Source organism: Streptomyces sp. MA5143a (assembly GCF_900290235.1).
Lineage (GTDB): Bacteria > Actinomycetota > Actinomycetes > Streptomycetales > Streptomycetaceae > Streptomyces.
Genome location: NZ_OLMK01000021.1, coordinates 38863 through 57602 on the forward strand (window position 1 = coordinate 38863; position 18740 = coordinate 57602).

Here is an 18740-nt window from a genome sequence, read left to right on the forward strand (position 1 = left end):
CGCCTTGAGCACGTGTCACGTGTGACGGCCGGTCATCGCTGCGCCGCCTGTGCAGAGTCGTTACTTCACAGGGCCACGCCGAGGAGGGCGTCCACGGCGCGGGAGACGACACCGGGTGCCCCCTCGTCCGTGCCGCCCTGCTCCTGCTGGAGCGCGGCCCAGCGGTCGACCGCCGCGAGCGCGGCCGGGGCGTCCAGGTCGTCGGCGAGAGCCTCGCGGATCTCCTCGACGAGCGCCTCCGCGGACGGCCCGTCGGGCCGGGAGACGGCGGCACGCCACCGGCCCAGCCGGGCGACGGCGTCCTCGAGGACCTGGTCGGTCCACTCCCAGTCGGCCCGGTAGTGATGGGCGAGGAGCGCGAGCCGTATGGCCGCCGGGTCCACCCCGTCCTGGCGCAGCCGGGAGACGAAGACGAGGTTGCCCTTGGACTTCGACATCTTCTCGCCGTGCAGCGCGACCATACCGGCGTGGACGTACGCCCTGGCCATGGGGAACTCGCCGGTCAGCACCTGCGCGTGCGAGGCGCCCATCTCGTGGTGCGGGAAGGCGAGGTCGGAGCCGCCGCCCTGCACGTCGAAGCCCATGCCGAGGTGGTCCAGGGCGATGGCGACGCACTCGATGTGCCAGCCGGGCCGGCCGCGGCCGAGGGAGCCGCCGTCCCAGCTGGGCTCGCCCTCGCGCGCGGCCATCCACAGCATCGGGTCGAGGGGGTTCTTCTTGCCGGGCCGGTCCGGGTCGCCGCCACGTTCGGCGGACAGCAGCCGCATCGCGGCGGCGTCGAGACCGGAGACCTTGCCGAAGTGGGGGTCGGACTCGACGGAGAAGTAGATGTCTCCCTCGAGTTCGTACGCGGCGCCGGCGTCGCGGAGCCGCTCGACGAGCGGGACGATGCCGGGGATGGCCTCGACGGCGCCGATGTACTCCCGCGGCGGCAGCATCCGCAGGGCGGTCATGTCCTCACGGAAGAGGGCGGTCTCCTTCTCGGCGAGGGCCACCCAGTCGATGCCGTCGCGCTCGGCCCGCTCCAGCAGCGGGTCGTCGACGTCGGTGACGTTCTGGACGTAGTGAACCTGCCGCTTGGTGTCGAGCCACACGCGCTGGACGAGGTCGAACGCGTTGTAGGTCGCCGCGTGACCCATGTGGGTCGCGTCGTACGGGGTGATACCGCAGACGTAGATACGGGCGACGGGACCGGGGTCAAGGGTGACCAGACCGCCGGTCGCGGTGTCGTGGATCCTCAGGTCGCGGCCCTTGCCGGGCAGGACGGGGACCTCAGAAGCGGGCCAGGCATACATGCCACGAGCCTAACCCGATCCCTCCGGGCTTAAGCCGGGGGCGCCCAACGGTTCGGGAGTACACGATGCACGGCGACCGCGGGTGGTGGGGGCTGATCGCGCAGTTCCCCGCGCCCCCGAAGGCCCCCGGGCCGGCCGCCGTCCTCCAGCCCACCGGCCCTGCCGCACCGCTTCACACCGGCGGCCACGGGATCGCCGGCCATTCGCCGCTCGGTTCCGGGTGGCGGCCGGTCCTCAGCAGGGTGGCGACCCGCTCCCTGGTGGCGTCCAGTTCGGCGGCCGTGATCAGGGGCGACAGCTTCGCCGCCAGTTCCCCACCGTCGCCCAACGCGTCCCGCAACCGCTTCAGCACGTCGACGGCCTCGTCCGTGAGGGTCTCCCCCGCCCACCCCCACAGCAGGGTCCGCAGCTTGTTCTCGACGTTGAAGGTCACACCGTGGTCGATGCCGTAGAGCCGGTCCTCGGCGGCCGGCAGGAGATGGCCGCCCTTGCGGTCCGCGTTGTTGATGACGGCGTCGAGGACGGCGAGGCGGCGCAGTCGCGGGTCGTCGGCGTGCACGAGGAGCGCGGTCTCGCCGTCGCCGACCTCGGCGAGGCCGACGGCCTTCCAGCCCTCCCCCGCCTCCTCACCGTCCACGAGGGCGAGCAGCTCCGAACCGGGCACCCCCTCGATCCACAGCTGGCACATGCCCTCGCCGTACGGCCCGTCCCGCAGCACCGTGGGCGGTACGAGCCCCCACCCGGTCGCCTCGGACACCTCGTACGCGGCGACCTCGCGCTGCGCGAGCGTCCCGTCGGGGAAGTCCCACAGCGGGCGCTCCCCGGCGACGGGCTTGTAGACGCAGGCGGCCTCGTGTCCCTCGTACGACACCGAGCAGTACAGGACCGCGTTGGACGCCTCGCGCACCTGACCGCGCACGGTCAGCTCGCCCTCGGCCAGCAGCACGGCGGCCGGGGTCCGCCCGTCGGAGGTCACTCCCCGCGGCGGTATCCGTTCTGGCGCGGACATACGTGTCCCTCCGGGTCGAGCGGAAGACTGCACAGCGGGCACGGCGGCCGTCCCGCGTTGACGACGTCGAGGGCGCGCTTGGCGAAGGCCCTGGCCTGCGCGCCGGTGAGGCGGACGCGGAGCATCGGCGGGCCGTTCTCCTCGTCCTGGAGGAGCCGCTCCTCCGCCTCGGCGAGGTCCTCCTCGGAGTCGGCGTCCAGCTCGACCAGTGCCTGGGCCTCGACGATCATGCGCTGCTCGTCTCCGTCCCAGGCCAGCGCCATGGTGCCGACCCGGAACTCCTCCTCGATGGGGGTCTCCAGCGGTGCCGTGTCCGAGACCTCGGTGGGGGCGACGGCGGGCACCGGGGCACTGCCCCCGCTGCGCCGCACGACCTCGTCGAGCAGCTCGTCCATGCGCTCGGCGAGCGCGGCGACCTGGGTCTTCTCCAGGGACACGCTGGTGACCCGCTGCCCTGAGGAGGCCTGCAGGAAGAAGGTCCGGCGCCCGGGCAGCCCGACCGTACCGGCCACGAAGCGGTCCGGGGGGTCGTAGAGGAACACCTGACGGGACACGTCCTGTCTCCATTGGAATCGACGTCGGGACCGGTCGCTCCGGCTGCTGACGGGTTCAGCGCCTTCGCGACCGCTTCACCCTACTGCGGTTGACGATCACGGTGCTCCCGCGCCGCCCCCGACGGCGGCGTCGCCGGTCGGGGGCTCCTCACGCGGCGCCAGGGACGCGAAGTCCCCGGTGTCGCCGAGGCGGACGAGAAACGGCCGCAGTCGTGTGTAACGGATCGCGGTGATGGAACACGGTTCGACAGAGATCCGCTGGAAGAGGTCCAGATGAAGTCCGAGTGCGTCCGCGACGAGCGACTTGATGATGTCGCCGTGGGAGCACATCACATAGACGGCGTCCGCTCCGTGGTCGCGCTCCACGCGCGCGTTCCACTCCCGTACCGCCTCCGCCGCCCGGTGCTGCATCTCCCGCATCGACTCCCCGCCGGGGAACTGCACGGCCGTCGGATGCGACTGGACGACCTGCATCAGGGGCTCGTCGGTGAGTTCGGCGAGCTTGCGGCCGGACCAGTCGCCGTAGTGGCACTCGCCGATGCGGTCGTCGGTGTGCGGGCTCAGCTCGGGCCGGGCCTCCAGGAGGGGGCGCAGCGTCTCCTGGCAGCGCTGGAGGGGGCTGGTGACGACCTCGGAGATCGGCAGCCCGGCGAGACGGCCGGGCAGTGCCGCGGCCTGCGCGGTGCCGCGCTCGTCGAGGGCGACGCCGGGCGTCCACCCGGCGAGCACCCCATCGGTGTTGGCGGTGGACCGGCCGTGCCGGACAAGGATCAACGTGGGCATGCGGCCAGCCTAGACGCCCCTCCTGCCGCTCCACCGTCGAGAAAGGAACTCCCTGTGATCGTCGACTGTGCCGTCTATCGCGACGGCCACCGCACCGAGGGGCCCGAGGACCTCTCCGACGCCCTGACCGCCGCGCGTGCCTCGGGCGGCTTCGTGTGGATCGGCCTGCATGAGCCGACGGAGAAGGAGTTCGCCCTCGTCACCGAGGAGTTCGCCCTGCATCCGCTGGCCGTCGAGGACGCCCTGAAGGCGCACCAGCGGCCGAAGCTGGAGGTGTACGAGGACTCGCTGTTCATGGTGCTGAAGCCGGTCGTGTACGAGCCGGCCGGGGACACGGTGAGCACGGACGAGATCATGGTGTTCCTCGGCGACGCCTTCGTGGTGACCGTCCGCCACGGCGGGGGCTCGCCCCTGAACGCCGTACGACGGCGGCTGGAGCGGGAGCCGGAGCTGCTGGGCGAGGGACCCACGTCCGTCCTGTACGCGATCACGGACGCCACGGTCGACCACTACCTGGAGGTGGCGACCGAGCTCCAGACGGACCTGGAGGAGCTGGAGGCCGAGGTGTTCTCCCCGGACGTCGGCGGCTCACGGAACACCGCGTCGCGGATCTACACCTTCAAGCGCCAGGTGCTGGAGTTCCGCCGCGCCACCGGCCCGCTCGCCGCCCCCCTCACCCGGCTCTCCGGCCAGGGCGCGACCGGCTCGGCGGTGCCGTTCGTGAACGAGCAGGCCCGGCCCTTCTTCCGTGACGTCAGCGACCATCTCACCCGCGTGAACGAGTCCGTCGAGGGCCTGGACCGGCTGGTGTCCGACATCCTCTCGGCGCATCTCGCGCAGATGAGCGTCCGGCAGAACGACGACATGCGGAAGATCTCCGCGTGGGCGGCCATGGCGGCGATCCCCACGATGGTCGCCGGGATCTACGGCATGAACTTCGAGCACATGCCCGAGCTGCGCTGGGTGTGGTCGTATCCGGTGGTGATCGCGGTGACGGCCGGGCTGGAGGTGCTGGTGTACCGGTTGTTCAAGCGGCGCGGGTGGCTGTGACGACGGGCCGCCGCGCGCGGGGAGGGCCGGGCGGAGCCGGGAGTGCTCCACGCGCGCGTGCGGCTGTTCGGGCCCGGGATCAGGCGAACTCGGGTGCCGTGGTCGCCGGTCCGCCGAGGGCGTCGCGGCGCTCCGGCATCTCCAGGGTGACCATGCGGCGCCAGCCGAAGGCCCGCTCGTAGGCGTACACCGCGTGGATGCCCGCGGCGAGCACGGCGGACTTGGCCTTCGACCAGCCGAGGACGCGCCCCATGTGGGCCATCACGGCGAGGCTGACGTCCCGGTAGACGGCGATCTCGGCGAGGGCGCACTCGCGCAGGGTCCGCTGGATGAGGCGGCCGTGTCCGGCGGCGGCGAACCGCAGGAGTTCCTCGTGGGTGTACGCGAGGTGGTTGTCCTCGTCGTCGGAGATCATCCGGACGGCCTTGCCGATCTCCGGATGGTCGGCGAAGTGCTTGCGGAGCAGCACCATCTGCTCGGAGGCGCGCTGTTCGGTGACGCGGCTGTGGGAGAGGTAGACGATGATGTCCCGCTCCGTGAGGGCCTGGTCGGCCTTGAGCTTCTCGTGGGCCAGTCCGATGCCCTCGCGCTCCAGGAGCATCGTGTAGTCGGTCTCCGGCGGGACCTTTGCGGGTTCGAGGCCGCGTTTCCTCATCAGGGCGTTGAAGATCCGTCCGTGCTTGTCCTCGTCCGCGCCGTGGCGGGTGATCCTGGGGGCGAGCGCGCGCTCGCTCTCCGGGACGAGCGCGGCGATGCGCGCGTTCTCCCAGCCGCCCTGCGACTCGCCGCTGGCGGCGATGGAGCAGAACAACCGGAACGACTCGTCGTCGTCGATGATCTCCTGGAACAGGCTCTTGGCCGAAAGCATGGGAGGCACCTCTCTGCAGGACCCTGAAAAACGAGTCAAATGGGGTACCAGGAGTCGGGCAACAGCTGTGTCGGACAAATCCGCCAAACGAAGGACGACAGGGCCGCGAGGACGCGTAACCGACAGGGCCGTCGGCGCGTTGTGTCCCGTGACGGCCGTGGCGGGGAAGACCCCCGAGCCCCCACCACGGCCGTAGAACTTCTCAGGGCCGGCGTACCGGCCCCTCCCGCTATGCGAGCCCGGCCCGCTCCAGGGCCTCGGTGCCGGCCCGCAGCGCGGCGATCCGCTCGTCCAGCGTGAAGCCCGCGGGCGCCAGCGTGAGGGTGGTGACGCCGGCCTCCTTGTAGGCCTTCATCCGGTCGGCGATGCGCTCCACGGAGCCGAGGAGCGTCGTCTGGTCGATCAGCTCGTGCGGGATCGCGGCCGCGGCACCGGCCTTGTCGCCGGCCAGGTACTTGTCCTGGATCTCGGCGGCCTCCTTCTCGTAGCCCATGCGCTGGGCGAGCTGGTTGTAGAAGTTCTGCTTGCGGCTGCCCATGCCGCCGACGTACAGCGCGGTGTACGGGCGGAAGGTGTCGGCGAGCGTCGTGACGTCCTTGTCGTCGCCGAGGGCGAGCGGCAGCGTCGGGCACACGTCGAAGCCGTCGAGGGTCTTGCCGGCCTTCTCGCGCCCCGCGCGGAGGTACTTGACGGCGGTGTCCTCCAGGTGGGCGGCCGACGGGAAGATCAGCAGCGCGCCGTCGGCGATCTCACCGGTCTGCTCCAGGTTCTTCGGACCGATCGCGGCGATGTACAGCGGGATGTGCTCGCGGGTGGGGTGCACGGTGAGCTTGAGCGGCTTGCCGGGGCCGCCGGGCAGCGGCAGCGTCCAGTGCTCGCCGTCGTGGGACAGACGCTCTCGGGTCATCGCCTTGCGGACGATCTCGACGTACTCGCGGGTGCGGGCGAGCGGCTTGTCGAACTTCACGCCGTACCAGCCCTCGGAGACCTGCGGGCCGGACACCCCGAGGCCGAGGCGGAACCGGCCGCCGGAGAGCGAGTCGAGGGTCGCGGCGGTCATGGCGGTCATCGCCGGCTGGCGGGCCGGGATCTGGAAGATGGCCGAGCCGACGTCGATGCGTTCGGTCTTGGCGGCGACCCAGCTGAGCACGGTGGCGGCGTCCGAGCCGTACGCCTCCGCCGCCCAGCACACCGCGTAGCCGAGGCGGTCGGCCTCCTGGGCCACGGCCAGGTTGTCCCCGTCCATCCCGGCGCCCCAGTAGCCGAGGTTGATCCCGAGCTTCATATAGACCCGCCTTCCCCTTACCGATCAGTAACGTCCTTGTTCCGCCCGACCCTACCGGGGGGAGGCCGCAGAGGGGCCAGTGCGGGGTGCGTCGTGGCCGGTCGCGCGGTGCGCTGGGGAAATCGGTCGTCCACAGGCCCCCACACGGCGAACTCCGGACAGTAATGTCGGCGTCCATGGAGCAGAGGCATCTCGGCCGTACCGGCCTGCGTGTGTCCCGGATCGGGCTCGGCACCCTGACGTGGGGCCGCGACACGGACGAGCATGACGCCGCGGACATGTTGAAGGTGTTCTGGGAGGCGGGCGGCACCCTTGTCGACACGGCGGACGTGTACGGCGACGGCGAGGCCGAATATCTGCTCGGCCGGCTGATGGACGGCCTTGTGCCCCGCCGTGACCTGGTCATCTCCACGAAGGCGGGCAGCGTCCCCGACCCCGACCGTCGCTTCGACGGCTCCCGCGGTCATCTGCTCGCCGCCCTGGACGCCTCCCTGGCCCGCCTCGGCACCGACCACGTCGACCTCTGGCACCTCCACGCCTACGACCCCGAGACCCCGCTGGAGGAGACGCTCCACGCCCTCGACCTGGCCGTCAGCAGCGGCCGCGCCCGCTACGCCGGGGTCTCCAACTTCTGCGGCTGGCAACTCGCGAAGGCGGCCACCTGGCAGCTCGCCGCACCGGGGATACGCACCCGGCTGGCCAGTACGCAGATGGAGTACTCCCTGCTCCAGCGCGGCGTCGAGCGCGAGGTGCTGCCGGCCGCGCTGGACCTCGGGGTCGGGCTGCTCCCGTCCTCCCCGCTGGGCCGGGGGGTGCTGACCGGGAAGTACCGGCACGCCACACCGCCGGACTCGCGGGGCGGCTCCGAGCACATGGCCCGGTTCGTCGCGCCGTACCTCGACGACACGGCGACCAGCATCGTGGACGCGGTGCAGACCGCCGCGGACGGGCTCGCCGTGACGCCGCTCCAGGTCGCCCTCGCCTGGGTCCGGGACCGGCCGGGCGTCGCCGCGCCCATCGTCGGCGCGCGCAACGCGCTCCAGCTCACGGCGGCGTTGTCAGTGGAGACCCTTAGTCTTCCTGACGAGATCTGCCGGGCTCTCGACGACGTGTCGGCGCCCGTGCACCGCTATCCCGATCACGACTGGAGCACGCTGTGAGCACGGAGCCCGGGACCACGGAGCCGGACGAGCCGGGGGACCGCGCCGACGCAACGCCCGACGCCGAGACCGCCGAGGACGCGGGTGCCGAGGAGGCCACGAAGGACGCGGCTGCCGGCGCGGAGAGCGCCGACGGCGCATCCGATCTGTCCGAGGCCCAGGCCGAGTTGGCGGCGCAGAAGCTGGAGCGGGAGCGGATCGAGCGCCGCAAGGCCGAGAAGAAGGGGCCTGTCACCGCGGGCGCCAAGCTCAGCGGCACGGCAGCCGACCTGCTGGCGGCCGTACGGGCCGTGGAGGGCGGGCAGAAGCCCTCGGCCACCGTCTTCGCGGAGCCGGAGCCCGCGCCCCGGCGGCCCGCGCCGGAACCGGTGCGGCGCCCGGAACCGGTGGCGGCCCCCGTCGCCGTGGCGCCCTCCGGCGAGACGGTCGGGGCGGTGCGCGCGGTGCTGGCCGAGGGCGGCGCACCGCAGACGCTGGCGCCGCAGGTCGCCGAGGCGCTCGGCGAGGGCGCCGGTGACCGACTGCGCGAGGACCCCTGGCAGTTGCTGCGGGTCGTCGGGGTCCGGCCCGAACAGGCCGACGGTTTCGCGCGGGCGCTGCTCGGCGCGGAGTGCGGACCGGACGACGAGCGGCGCGGCCGGGCGGTCACGGTATGGCTGTTGGAGCAGGCCGCCGTCGCCGGGCACACCGCGCTGGAGATGCCGGCCCTCACCGCCGCGCTCGCCCAGCGTGCGGTGCCGGACCCGGACGAGGCCGTGCGGAGCGCCGTCGCGGAAGGCGAGGCGCTGATCTTCCAGGACGCGCTCGACGACGCCCCACCCGTCGCGGCGGCCACCGACGTCGAGGACGACGAGGAGGAGCCGGAGCGCCCGGTGCGTGTCCTGGTCGGCCTGGAGCGTTACGCCCTCGCCGAGGAGAGCCTCGCCGACGGCCTCGCCCGGATCGTGAACTCCCTGCCCAAGGACGACACCACGGACTGGGCGTCGGCGGCCGCGTCGGCGCCCCGTCCCGCCGCCGAACTGATCCGCGCCGTCGCCGGGGACGGGCTCGTCCTGCACACCGGCGGCGAGGCCGCCCGCGCCGAGCCCGCCGCGCTGGTCGCCGCAGCGCGCGCCCTCGGGCTGCGGGCGTACGCGGCCACGCACAGCGCGGACGGCCGACGGCGGTTCGCCGCACTGCTGGACGGGGCCGGGACGGGCGGCGCGGCCCCCGACGACGCCGGGGCGGGCGGTTCCGCCGTGGTCACCGTGGGCGGGCTGCTGGCCGGAGCCGAGGGGCCCGGCAGGGACGCCGAGGGCGCGTTCGCCCTCGATCTGCTCGTGGTGCTGGACGCGCCGCAGCTCGACGTGGAGACCGCCGCCGTCCTGGTCGAGTCGCTGCCCGACGGGGCGCGGCTGGTGCTCAGCGGCGATCCGGGGGTGCTGTGGTCCGCCGGGCCGGGGCGGGTGTTCGCGGACCTCCTCGCCGCTCGGGCCTGCACGCAGGTCTCCTCACGGACCCCTGACCCCGGCCCGCTCGGTGAGCTGGTCTCCGGGATCGGGATCGGGGAGCTGAACCAGGTGGAGGCGCCCGGCAAGGAGGTCGTGATCGTGCCGGTGCGGGACGCCGGGGAGGCGGTGCACCGGACCGTGCAGCTCGTCGTGGACTCCGTGCCGAGGGCCTTCGGTGTCCCGGCCGAGCAGGTGCAGGTGATCACCCCCGGTCATGGGGGCGCGGCGGGCACCCGTGCGCTGAACACGGCACTGAAGGAGCGGCTGAACCCCGGGCCGGGTCGCTTCGGCGGGTTCGACCCCGGTGACCGTGTCGTCCACTCCCCCGTGCCGGGCCGTGCGACGCCGGGGCGCGTCGTGAAGGCCGACGCGGAGGGGCTGCACCTGGAGTGCGCGGGGGGCGCCGTCGTCGTGCCGAAGGAGCGCGTCGACACGGCCGTACGGCACGGGTGGGCGCTCACGGCGCACCAGGCGGTGGGACACCGCTGGCCGGCCGCGGTGGTCGTACTGCCGGGTGACGCGGGCACGGCACTCAGCCGTCCCTGGGTCTACACCGCGTTCTCCCGCGCGGAACGACACCTCTCCGTCGTCCACGGCGTCGAGCAGATGCTCCCCCGCGCGGTCGCCGAGGTCCCCCCGAAGCCCCGCACGACCCGCCTCCCGGCCCTGCTCAAGGCGCAGGTGCCCCCGGCCGGCTGACACCGGGGGCCGGGGTGGGCGCGGCTGCCGCCCACCTGCGGATCCGAGTCCCGGGGGGGCCGGCGGCCCGGCCCCCTACCGGTCCGCGTCCAGCGGTTCCAACTCCTCGTCCTCGTCCAGGTCCTCGTCGACATCGACCTCGTCCTCGACGTCCTCGATGTCGTCCTCGATGTCGTCCTCGTCGAAGACCGCGCTGACGTCGAAGCGGCAGACGACCCGCTGGGGGTCGACGTTCTCGAACGGGGCCTCCAGCCACTCCCCGGGGTCGGCCGTGTCGTCCCCGGCGGTGACCCAGAGCGTGGAGTCGCCCTCCTCCAGGCCGAACTCCTTGTGCCGGGAGGCGATCTCGTCCGGTTCGAACTCGCCGAACAGAACGCCCAGGGCGCCGTGGACGGTGGCCGACGCCGCGTCGTCGCCGACGCCGACGGCGGACGGCTCGTCGGCCGCCTCCACCCGCTGCGCCTGCGCCAGCAACCGCTGCGGCTCCACCACCGTGTAGTCCCGCCGGATCAGCACGCTCAGCGCGCCCGGCTCCTCGGGGCCGGTGTACGGCGGCATGTCCTCGGTGCCGGGGATCTCGAAGGGAGTGACCTCGTCGTAGCGGTCGTAGAGCAGTTCGTCGTACTCCTCGGCGGCCGCGGCCAGCTCGTTGAACGCCTCGTAGACGGCCGGGTCGTCCTCACCCGACCGGCGTTCGACCGCGGCCAGGTGGCGGTCGAGCGCGGTCTTGACCGCCTCGGCGGCGGCGCGTACCTCGGCAGCGGTGGGCTGCGCAGCATCAGACATAGTGCAGACGCTATCCGTACCGAGCCCCAGCCCGCACAATAGATACCGATGCCGGAATACGAATTTGTCGACGTGTACGTACCGCGCGGGGTCTCCCGCAAGGACGCCACACGCCTGCTGACGGACCATGCCGAGTACGGACACTGGGAGTTGGACCGACTGAGTCTGCTGCGCGATGGCAGCCGCAGGGTGCGGTTGCGCCGACGGATCATCCGCCAGGTGCGGGCCACGTGGTGATGTGAGCAGAGGAAACGGAGCGGGCCCCGCTGGTGCGGGGCCCGCTCCGTTTCCTGTGCGCGGGGTCCGGTTACCGGGCGGTGGCCCGTGCCTTGCGGTAGATCAGCGCGCCCCCGAGGAGCGTGCCGGCGCCCACCGTCAGGGCGAGGCCGAGCGGCACCTCGGCGCCGGTCTGGGCGAGCTGCCCGGTTGCCCCGGGCCGGGTGACGGTCTGGGTACCCGGCGTGTTGGTGCCACCACCCGGGCCGTGGGAACCGGGGTTGCCCGGGTTACCGGGGTGACCAGGGTTCCCGGGGTTGCCCGGGTTGCCCGGGTTGCCGGGGTTACCGGGGTTCCCGGGGTTGCCGGGGTTGCCGGGGTTGCCGGGGTTCCCAGGGTTGCCGGGGTTGCCCGGGTTACCGGGGTTCTCGTGCGACCCTCCACCGCCCGTGTTCACGCAGTCGTTGCCGGTCGTGCCGTTGCCGAGACCGATCACGCTGACGCTGTTGCCGCAGGCGTTGACCGGGACGTCCACGGGGACCTGCACATGATTGCCGGAGCCGACGCCCGGCGAGTTGCCGGTGTGACCGTCCGCGTGGGATCCGCCGCCGCCGTGGGAGGAGCCGTGGTCACCGCCGTGCGACGAGCCGTGGTGGCCGCCGCCGTTGGCACACTCGTTGCCCGTGGCCGGGTTGCCGACGCCGACCACGTTGACGCTGTTGCCGCAGACGTTGACCGGTACGTGCACCGGGGCCTGCACCTGATTGCCCGACGCGACACCGGGCGAGTCACCGGCGTGCCCCTGCGCCCGCGAGCCCCCGTACGACGATCCGGAACCACCGGTGTGCTTGCCGGTCTTGACGCCGTTGGAGCACTTGTTGCCGGACGCGGGGTTGAGCAGCCCGACGACGCTGACGGTGTTGCCGCAGACGTTGACCTCGGCCTCGACCGGCGCCTGCACGTTGTTGCCCGAGAGGACGCCGGGCGAATGGGTCGCGGAGCCCTGGGCGCCGGAATCGGCGTGCGCGTAACCGCCGGCCGCGGCGAGGACGCCGGACGCGGCCGCCATCGTCATCAGGCCCTTGCGGGTGACCTGTCGCATGTCTGAATTACCTGCCTTAGCCCTATGGTCTGATCTTCTTCACCTTGTCCGGGGAACCGGTCGGCCCCGGAGTGCATGGCGCACACTCCGGGGCCAACGGCTATCGGACCCTCACTGGGTGAGGCACAACGTCACTTGTTGATGCAGGTGTTGCCGAAGGCGGGGTTCAGCAGCCCGATCACGTTGATCGTGTTGCCGCACACGTTCACAGGGACGTGAACGGGCACCTGGACGACGTTGCCGGACGCGACACCCGGGGAACCGATAGCGGCACCCTGGGCGCCGGCGTCGGCAACAGCCAGACCCGCACCCGCGAGCACGAGACCACCGGTGGCAGCCGCAGCAGCGACGACCTTCTTGATCATTATTCCTCCTTGTTGGCAAAGCGACCCCGAAGAGCGAGTCACATCACCTGTAACGAGGAGGGATGAATGGAGCTACGAGCTTATGGTCCGATTCACCCGACCCGGTCGATCTTCGTACGCGCTACCGAATAAAGGAGTCGCTCCGACACCCAAGAAGGTCAGGAAGCGTCGAGGAACCGGTCGAGCACGCGCACACCGAACTTCAGGCCCTCCACCGGCACGCGCTCGTCGACGCCGTGGAACATGCCCGCGAAGTCCAGCTCCGGCGGCAGCTTCAGCGGGGCGAAGCCGAAGCCGCGGATACCGAGGTCGTCGAAGGACTTGGCGTCCGTACCGCCGGAGAGCATGTACGGGACCGCCTTCGCGGCCGGGTCCTCGGCGACCAGCGCGGACTGCATGGCGTCCACCAGCGCCCCGTCGAAGGACGTCTCCAGCGCCTTGTCGGAGTGCACGTCCTCGCGCCGCACGTTGGGCCCGAGGATCTTGTCGAGGTCGGCGAGGAACTCCTCCTCGAAGCCGGGCAGGAACCGTCCGTCGACGTGCGCGGTGGCCTCGCCGGGGATGACGTTGACCTTGTAGCCGGCGCCCAGCTGGGTGGGGTTGGCGGTGTTGCTGAGGGTGGCGCCGATGAGCTTGGCGATCCCGCCGAGCTTGGCGAGGGTGCCCTCCATGTTCTCCGGGTCCAGCTCGGTGCCGAGCGCGTCGCCGAGTTCGTCGAGGAAGGCGCGGGTGGTCTTGGTGACCCGCACAGGGAAGGTGTGGCGGCCGAGGCGGGCGACGGCCTCGGACAGTTCGGTGATGGCGTTGTCGCGGTGGATCATCGAGCCGTGCCCGGCGGTGCCGGCCACGGTCAGCTTCATCCAGTGCATGCCCTTCTCGGCCGTCTGGATCAGATAGAGCCGCCGCTGCTCGCTGACGGTGAAGGAGAACCCACCGACCTCGCTGATCGCCTCGGTGACGCCCTCGAAGAGGTCGGGGTGGTTCTTGACCAGGTACTTGGCGCCGTACGTGCCGCCGGCCTCCTCGTCCGCGAGGAAGGCGAGGACGATGTCGCGCGGGGGCTTGCGACCGCTGCGCAACCGGTCCCGGACGACCGCGAGGGTCATCGCGTCCATGTCCTTCATGTCGACCGCGCCCCGGCCCCACACACAGCCGTCGGCGACCTCACCGGAGAAGGGGTGGTGGGTCCAGTCGTCGGCGTTGGCCGGGACGACGTCGGTGTGGCCGTGGATGAGCAGCGCGGGCCGGGACGGGTCCTCGCCCTCGATGCGGGCCACCGTCGAGGCACGGCCCGGGTGCGACTCGAAGATCCTCGGTTCGAGACCCACCTCGGCGAGCTTCTCCGCCACGTACTCGGCGGCCTTGCGTTCGCCCGGGCCCGAGTGGTCGCCGAAGTTGCTGGTGTCGATCTGGATCAGCTCGCGGCAGAGGTCCACGACCTCGTCCTCACCGGTCACGCGCCTGGCCGTGTCCGTCTCGCTCACGCTGCTTCCTCCCGCTGTCGCTGCTGGTGGTTCCCCCTCATCCTCCTCCTGCCCGGGGGCCCGCCCCAAGACCGGGACCGGCCCGTCACACGCCGTTCACGCCCGGGACCTCCGGGAACGGGGTGTGATCGAGGGCCCCGGAAAGCCTGGTAATGTTTTCTCTGTCGCCGCGGGGGACACCTCGCACGGCAGACACCTTGTCCGGGTGGCGGAATGGCAGACGCGCTAGCTTGAGGTGCTAGTGCCCTTTATCGGGCGTGGGGGTTCAAGTCCCCCCTCGGACACCAGCTGAGACCCCTGTCCATCAGGGGTCTTTTTGCTGTTCGGGGTGCTGCCGCCGATCGTCGGCCGCTACCCGTCGTCTTCGGGGTGCTTCGGTGTTCTGCCACTCTCCTGCGCGGCTCCTCGAAGGTGGGGTCACACCTACTGGTTCGGGAGGATGTCATGGGAAAGATCGTCACCTTGCGGAGCGCGGTGATCATGGAGGGTCGCCGTGGCCGCCGGGTCGGTGGCGGGGGCCGTCGCCGAAACCCTGGGGCAACTCGCCGGGGAACCCTTGTCCGGGGTGGGGCCGATCGTCACCGGAGCCGTGTCCCTCTGGTTTGCCGAGAAGCTGGACCGGCTCATCGCCGACGACAAGGACGCGGGCTGAGGGGTCAGGACGTTGCGGGGCGGCGCTCACTCGTCGGAGGCGCGCCGTCCGTCCACCCCTCTGACGTACTCGGCCTCTGACGGGAGCACGCCGTCCAAGCCTGCGGCGTCCATGGTGTCCAGTACCTGTGTGCCGTAGGCATCGCACCACTCGCGCTGGTCGAGCGCGACGGCCAGTTTCAGCAGGCGTAGGCCGGACAGTGCACGCGCGTCCGGGTCGGCGCGCGTCTGTACTCTGCGGTGGAGCCGGGCAAGCACGTCGTGCGTGGTCGTGACGTCGGGCACGGGCGGCTCCCCGGCCACGTCGATGGCCAGGTCGCTCACCACCTGCCCGGCGTCGAGCGCAAGAAGCCGAGCGGCGGCGACAGCCAGTTGTTCGTCGCAGGCGCGGGCGAGCTGGCGGCAGGCCACTGAGAGCAGATGCAGAGGTGTCCGCTCGTCCCTGTCGGAGAGAGGCCTGAGCTCCGCCCACGCACGCGCCAGGGTCCACACGGTGTCGCTCACGAAGTCCCGGGGAAGCCGGTCGCTCTCGCCCACCAACCGTTGGGCGACCAGTGCGACGAGTCGCTCTTCGGCCCATGGCCCCATGGAGCCGTCAAGGGCACGCAGGCATGTCTTGTAGCGGGTCATCAGGTCACGGGCGGGCGCGGCTTCGCACACCATCAGGGTGACCAGGGCATGAGCCACAGACGTTCCCCGTCCGAACTGGTCGACGGAGCAGGTGCGGGTGAGTTCGTCGAGTTCCTCGAACACCGGGAGCGCAGGCTCCAGGAGGAGCTCCACATCGCGGTCGTACAGCAGGCGGGCGCGGCGCAGCGTCTCGTGCCACCGGTCGGACGAGGACGACTGGTCGTCCATGTCCGGTGCGGTCTCCTTCTCGGTCGGGTCCAGCACCCAGGCGGCGCGACTCACCGTGTCGGGCACCTCGTGTCGGCCCAGGCAGAGAGCTATGTCCCGCCGCCCCTCCAGTGCGCCGAAGACCGCCCGCTGGGGCACGCTGCCCACCGCGCGAGTGAAGGCGTCCCAGGAGTCGGAGGGCAGTTGGGACTTCCAGAGCAGTGCGTGCTCGGTCCAGTGGGCAGCGGGGTCGGGGGCGTCGGCGACGAGTTCGGAAAAGTTGACCACCTGACCCGGGGCCAGGGCCAGCAGGAGGAGGTTTGCGCTGTAGCAGGCATGGCGGTGGGTGACGCGGGCCGGTCTCGCCGTGTAGCCCGTGCGGCTCTCGGCCGGACGCTCGTCGAGTGCGGTGGGGAAGAGAGGGCGTACGGCGTCCCAGGAGGACAGGAGGTCGCGGAGGTTGTCGAGGATCTGGGCGCGGTCGGTCAGCAGGGAGTGGGAGAGCAGGTCGAACAACAGGCCGTCGTGAGGGCCGCCGTCGGGGCAGCGGGCCAGAGTGCGGGCGATCTTCCGGGCGACCAGGTGCTCTCCGAAGGTGGCGTGCAGAAATTCGTACCACCGCCGGTCGGCTCCCTGCTCGAAGGTGGCCCTGGCCTCATGGATGAAGAAGAACCTGCCGAAAAGAAGCCGGGCCTCGGGGCAGGCTGTCCTGCTGTCGGGGGCGCGCAGGAAGCGGAGATCGTGGTCGGCCTCCTCCGCGCTGACTCCCTGGCTGCCGCGGTTGAACATGGCGGCGGCTATGACCGACAGGAGGTCGAGTTCGTTCTCGATGCGCTCCTCCAAGGCCCTGGGGCGCAGCCCGGGCTCCAGCTTGGTGATCTGGCGGCGGACGAAGAGGCGAAAGAGCCGCTCGTACAGATCGACGCGGCTCATGGAAGCGTGGTCGACGCGCGCCGGTCCCGCTCCCTGCTCCACGCTGAAGTACAGAGCGAGCATGAGCAGCAGGAGAGGCTGACCCGCCAGATCCGGGTAGATGGCACCGAGGTCTCGGCGGAGCGGTGCGAGTCCCTTGCGCCTGTTACGCCGGAAGTAGCTGGCGTTGGCCCTGTTCCACGTGTCCGTCCAGCGGGCGATGCGGGTCCCGTCGAAGGGTTCCAGACGGATGATGACGCTGTCGTCGGGGAACTTCGCTTGGTCGGCGACGACCGTGCGGCTGGTGACGATGGCGGCCACCGGGAGGCCGTTGCGGGCCGAGGCCTCCTGGAAGTCTGCGATGTCCTGCAGATAGCGCCAGTGGTCGGCGCCGCTGGCCTGGAGCAGTTCGTCGAAGCCATCGAAGATCAGGACGGGCAGCACTCCGTCCGACAGCTCCGTGACCGTGGCCCACGTGACGTCCATGAGGGTGGCGAGCCGCAACGCCTGCCGGATCTGTTCGAGGATGTCGGCGTCGGCGAAGACGTTGCGGAGCTCGATCCGGATGGGGAGGTAGTCCTCGGGCGGGAGACGGGCGGCGAGCAGCCGTGTGAGCAGTGACTTGCCCGCGCCGGGGTCGCCCAGGACGATCAGCGGGCGGACCGTCGGGAAACCGGTGAGATATGCGGCCAGGAAGCCCTGGATCTCTTCGCTCAGGGGGCGGCTGCTCCACCAGGCATCGACGTGGGGCATTCCGTGGGGCGAGTGGACGGCGACCCGGAAGGCCGGGTTCACGTATCCCTCGGAAAGACGCGGGATGCAGGGGCTCGGCTCGTCGTCAGCCTCCCCGACAGGCGAGATCGGCCGGTTCAGCTCGTGCCGGTAGATCTCCGAGAGCCGGGCCGGCCACGCACCCGGCGTGGTCTGGCGGGTGAGGGCCCGCAGGAGGGTCTCCAGGCCGTCCAAGCCCCCGTTCTGTGCCCCTACCTCCTGGTACAGCGCCTCCAGATGCTCTCGTGCCTCTCCCTTCGGGCAGGCGTCCAGGCCCCGCATCGCGTGCGGGCCGTCCAGCATGGTCGCCCACACGAGCAGTTCGGGGCATTCGGCGGCCACTTCCGCGAGGCGGGACTCGTACACGGCCGTGGAGACCTCGGCGGCGGCAGGGGGGTTCTCGTCGTCCCCCCAGGACTCTGCGGACTCGTAGTGGGCCAGGATGCGGGCACGGTGGTCGACATACGGCACGTCGGTGATGGGCAGGGTTCCGGACGCCAGGGTGCCGTCACCGAGAGCCGTGGCCGAGAGGTCCTCCATGCCGAGCGTGCCACCGGCCCGGCCCTCGGTCCACAGCGCGTCGAGCGACGGGCTCCTGACGCTGCCCTCCAGCAGCAGAATCGTGTGCGCCGCCCGCAGGAGCCCCACGCGGTGAAGGTGGCACGCTTGGCGCACCCTGGGGCCGAGTCCGGCTAGCATGCGCCGGGCGATGTCTTCGAAGCGGTCGCGGAAGACTGCCAGATCCTCCCGTGACTCCACCTCGTCTTCGACGAGGGTCTCGGCGTCGCGGCGCAGAACGGGGTGTCGGCTCGCGAGGACCCTCGTCGCCGCGCCGAAGGACCGGATCTGCCATTCGTCGCCGACCAGTGCCCGTACGGATGCCCGGAAACGCTCGTCCTCGTACTCGTCGGCGCAGACGGAACAGTCGGCCGAAGCGTCACGATCGTCCGCGGTCCCCGGCTGTTCCTCCCGCCGCCCAGGGACGATGCGTTCGAGTTCCGTCTCCAGCTCCGTCAGCCGCGTACGCCAGTACTCGAGTTGCGAGGCCTCGTCGCAGGCGGTCACGATCGTCCGCACCGTGTCCCAACTCGGAGCCTTGGCGCGCTTGCCGTTCAGCAGCTCGGACAAGCCGGAAGCGCCCAGGCCCAGTTCCCTGCACAGTCGGGTGCGGGGTACGCCGTGCTCCTTGACCATCTTCCGTAACGGTCGCCAGAAAGCGGCCATCAGGTCACTGGCAAGCATGTGGCGCTCCCCGTGTCAGCGCGGAGGCCCCCGTGCCCACCAGTTGGACGGGTCCTGTGAGGAAATGTGCGCGACATCTCGCCGTGCTGAAGAAACCCCAGGTCACGATAGACAGCCCCATGTTCGTGAGTCGTCTCTCGGATGCCTCCGCTTGGCCGATACGACAGGCCGTAGTCACCCG

16 protein-coding genes and 1 tRNA gene are annotated in these 18740 nt (G+C 71.3%); 6 read left to right on the forward strand and 11 right to left on the reverse strand.

The features are described 5' to 3' along the window. Positions 1–65: 65 nt before the first annotated feature. The 4 genes from mshC to SMA5143A_RS10570 all read right to left on the reverse strand — a co-directional run bounded on the left by mshC (position 66) and on the right by SMA5143A_RS10570 (position 3641). On the reverse strand, positions 66–1295 hold the full coding sequence (mshC, locus tag SMA5143A_RS10555; RefSeq protein WP_107462612.1) for a cysteine--1-D-myo-inosityl 2-amino-2-deoxy-alpha-D-glucopyranoside ligase: 1230 nt from the start codon (positions 1293–1295) through the stop codon (positions 66–68). A 172-nt stretch (positions 1296–1467) separates the two neighbouring features. Next, positions 1468–2304 carry an SCO1664 family protein gene (locus tag SMA5143A_RS10560; protein WP_107462613.1) on the reverse strand — a complete coding sequence of 279 codons (837 nt, stop codon included), beginning with the start codon at positions 2302–2304 and terminating at the stop codon, positions 1468–1470. Continuing rightward, positions 2268–2858, reverse strand: a complete 591-nt coding sequence (locus tag SMA5143A_RS10565; RefSeq protein WP_055514112.1) for a DUF3090 domain-containing protein — start codon at positions 2856–2858, stop codon at positions 2268–2270. The genes SMA5143A_RS10560 and SMA5143A_RS10565 overlap by 37 nt, the downstream gene beginning before the upstream one ends. Before the next feature lie 96 nt (positions 2859–2954). After that, positions 2955–3641, reverse strand: coding sequence for a histidine phosphatase family protein (locus SMA5143A_RS10570; protein ID WP_107462614.1), 687 nt, complete (start codon positions 3639–3641; stop codon positions 2955–2957). A 54-nt stretch (positions 3642–3695) separates the two neighbouring features. On the opposite strand from SMA5143A_RS10570, the gene corA reads away from it, so the two are divergent. Next, positions 3696–4691: a magnesium/cobalt transporter CorA gene (gene corA, locus SMA5143A_RS10575; protein WP_107462615.1), complete on the forward strand. Its 996-nt coding sequence runs from the start codon at positions 3696–3698 to the stop codon at positions 4689–4691. A gap of 79 nt (positions 4692–4770) precedes the next feature. Here the strand turns inward: corA and SMA5143A_RS10580 are convergent, their stop codons facing one another. Together SMA5143A_RS10580 and SMA5143A_RS10585 are read right to left on the reverse strand one after the other, a co-directional pair. Then, complete coding sequence (locus SMA5143A_RS10580) at positions 4771–5559, reverse strand: hypothetical protein (RefSeq protein ID WP_107462616.1); 789 nt, start codon at positions 5557–5559, stop codon at positions 4771–4773. 229 nt (positions 5560–5788) lie between these two features. Then, positions 5789–6844 carry an LLM class F420-dependent oxidoreductase gene (locus tag SMA5143A_RS10585; RefSeq protein WP_107462617.1) on the reverse strand — a complete coding sequence of 352 codons (1056 nt, stop codon included), beginning with the start codon at positions 6842–6844 and terminating at the stop codon, positions 5789–5791. Positions 6845–7020: 176 nt separating this feature from the next. Here SMA5143A_RS10585 and SMA5143A_RS10590 point away from each other — a divergent pair, with 176 nt between their 5' ends. Then, entirely contained in the window at positions 7021–8004 is a 984-nt protein-coding gene (locus tag SMA5143A_RS10590; protein ID WP_107462689.1) for an aldo/keto reductase, read from the forward strand. Further along, positions 8001–10193 carry a helix-hairpin-helix domain-containing protein gene (locus SMA5143A_RS10595; RefSeq protein WP_107462618.1) on the forward strand — a complete coding sequence of 731 codons (2193 nt, stop codon included), beginning with the start codon at positions 8001–8003 and terminating at the stop codon, positions 10191–10193. The genes SMA5143A_RS10590 and SMA5143A_RS10595 overlap by 4 nt, the downstream gene beginning before the upstream one ends. Before the next feature lie 75 nt (positions 10194–10268). Here the strand turns inward: SMA5143A_RS10595 and SMA5143A_RS10600 are convergent, their stop codons facing one another. Beyond that, positions 10269–10979 carry a hypothetical protein gene (locus SMA5143A_RS10600; protein ID WP_107462619.1) on the reverse strand — a complete coding sequence of 237 codons (711 nt, stop codon included), beginning with the start codon at positions 10977–10979 and terminating at the stop codon, positions 10269–10271. A gap of 48 nt (positions 10980–11027) precedes the next feature. Between SMA5143A_RS10600 and SMA5143A_RS10605 the strand changes: the two genes are divergently transcribed. Beyond that, complete coding sequence (locus tag SMA5143A_RS10605) at positions 11028–11216, forward strand: DUF5703 family protein (protein WP_005485166.1); 189 nt, start codon at positions 11028–11030, stop codon at positions 11214–11216. 70 nt (positions 11217–11286) lie between these two features. On the opposite strand, the gene SMA5143A_RS44560 is transcribed toward SMA5143A_RS10605, so the two are convergent. The 3 genes from SMA5143A_RS44560 to SMA5143A_RS10620 form a co-directional block, all read right to left on the reverse strand. Further along, positions 11287–12297 (reverse strand): chaplin, encoded by a 1011-nt coding sequence (locus SMA5143A_RS44560; RefSeq protein ID WP_107462620.1) that lies wholly within the window; start codon positions 12295–12297, stop codon positions 11287–11289. Between the two features lie 131 nt (positions 12298–12428). Beyond that, positions 12429–12662, reverse strand: coding sequence for a chaplin ChpH (chpH, locus tag SMA5143A_RS10615; protein ID WP_099965647.1), 234 nt, complete (start codon positions 12660–12662; stop codon positions 12429–12431). 158 nt (positions 12663–12820) lie between these two features. Then, positions 12821–14146, reverse strand: a complete 1326-nt coding sequence (locus SMA5143A_RS10620; protein WP_107462621.1) for a M20/M25/M40 family metallo-hydrolase — start codon at positions 14144–14146, stop codon at positions 12821–12823. Between the two features lie 199 nt (positions 14147–14345). On the opposite strand from SMA5143A_RS10620, the gene SMA5143A_RS10625 reads away from it, so the two are divergent. After that, positions 14346–14433: transfer RNA gene (locus SMA5143A_RS10625), tRNA-Leu, on the forward strand. Between the two features lie 206 nt (positions 14434–14639). Continuing rightward, positions 14640–14798: a hypothetical protein gene (locus SMA5143A_RS42950; protein ID WP_181361805.1), complete on the forward strand. Its 159-nt coding sequence runs from the start codon at positions 14640–14642 to the stop codon at positions 14796–14798. 26 nt (positions 14799–14824) lie between these two features. On the opposite strand, the gene SMA5143A_RS10630 is transcribed toward SMA5143A_RS42950, so the two are convergent. After that, positions 14825–18559, reverse strand: a complete 3735-nt coding sequence (locus tag SMA5143A_RS10630; protein WP_146193891.1) for an AAA family ATPase — start codon at positions 18557–18559, stop codon at positions 14825–14827. Between the last annotated feature and the right edge of the window lie 181 nt (positions 18560–18740).

Coding starts and splice junctions, on each gene's coding strand:
- mshC (WP_107462612.1), bottom strand. CDS start 1,295: ATGTATGCCTGGCCCGCTTCTGAGGTCCCCGTCCTGCCCGGCAAGGGC.
- SMA5143A_RS10560 (WP_107462613.1), bottom strand. CDS start 2,304: ATGTCCGCGCCAGAACGGATACCGCCGCGGGGAGTGACCTCCGACGGG.
- SMA5143A_RS10570 (WP_107462614.1), bottom strand. CDS start 3,641: ATGCCCACGTTGATCCTTGTCCGGCACGGCCGGTCCACCGCCAACACC.
- SMA5143A_RS10580 (WP_107462616.1), bottom strand. CDS start 5,559: ATGCTTTCGGCCAAGAGCCTGTTCCAGGAGATCATCGACGACGACGAG.
- SMA5143A_RS10585 (WP_107462617.1), bottom strand. CDS start 6,844: ATGAAGCTCGGGATCAACCTCGGCTACTGGGGCGCCGGGATGGACGGG.
- SMA5143A_RS10590 (WP_107462689.1), top strand. CDS start 7,021: ATGGAGCAGAGGCATCTCGGCCGTACCGGCCTGCGTGTGTCCCGGATC.
- SMA5143A_RS10600 (WP_107462619.1), bottom strand. CDS start 10,979: ATGTCTGATGCTGCGCAGCCCACCGCTGCCGAGGTACGCGCCGCCGCC.
- SMA5143A_RS10605 (WP_005485166.1), top strand. CDS start 11,028: ATGCCGGAATACGAATTTGTCGACGTGTACGTACCGCGCGGGGTCTCC.
- SMA5143A_RS44560 (WP_107462620.1), bottom strand. CDS start 12,297: ATGCGACAGGTCACCCGCAAGGGCCTGATGACGATGGCGGCCGCGTCC.
- chpH (WP_099965647.1), bottom strand. CDS start 12,662: ATGATCAAGAAGGTCGTCGCTGCTGCGGCTGCCACCGGTGGTCTCGTG.
- SMA5143A_RS10630 (WP_146193891.1), bottom strand. CDS start 18,559: ATGCTTGCCAGTGACCTGATGGCCGCTTTCTGGCGACCGTTACGGAAG.